Below are 654 nucleotides of genomic sequence, written 5' to 3' on the forward strand. Positions count from 1 at the left end.
ATATGTTTCTAAAAACGTTTAAGTTCATTTGAAAACCTTGATGGTTTGTTTGAAAAAATCCTTGATGAGCCCTTTCAGTGCTTGCCATGAGTCGGGACGCACGATAAAGTAGCCCGTTGCTACAAAGAAGCTAATCCCTAGGATCCACAACAAAGCCCTGCCAGTTTGGGAACTAATCGACCCTGTCGTTAGATTTGTTTTGTCGTAGCCGACTGGCAAGGCTTTGTTTAGGAATAGTTTCACTTCTGCCACTGTCACTACGCCATCTGCGTTGTAATCGAGTGGATTGCTATTGTACGCCGATGTGCCTTTACTGTAGAGTACCGTATTGTCAGCTTTACCGAATGCGATGGGAAAATGCACCAGAAAATAGAGCTGGTAAGCATCTTTAGGTACACCTCTTTCCTTGATTCTTCGTTTGAGGTATTCTCTCACATAAGGCAACTGCTGTACGTGGTTCATCTTGTAAAGTGCTGTGGTACTTGTCCCTAGGTCTTTGGCTGTACTTTCCAAAAACTGAATCAAACCCGTAGCTGTACCTTTGGGGTTTCGAGCTTGAGGATTGAGCCTTGACTCCGCCCACATGACAATCATGAGCCAATCAGGATTTTTGATACCTAGGTCTGAACAAATCGCCTTAACCGTATTCTCAAA

The 654-nt window shown here is 43.9% G+C and carries 1 protein-coding gene; it reads right to left on the reverse strand.

Annotated features, from left to right (window positions below; translation table 11 throughout):
- Nucleotides 1-24: 24 nt before the first annotated feature.
- Nucleotides 25-654 (reverse strand): transglycosylase SLT domain-containing protein (locus GVN22_RS27560; protein WP_166554188.1); only part of this gene is annotated, 630 nt, incomplete at its 5' end.

The sequence above is a fragment of the Cellulophaga sp. BC115SP genome, assembly GCF_009905545.1.
Lineage (GTDB): Bacteria > Bacteroidota > Bacteroidia > Cytophagales > Spirosomataceae > Flectobacillus > Flectobacillus rivi.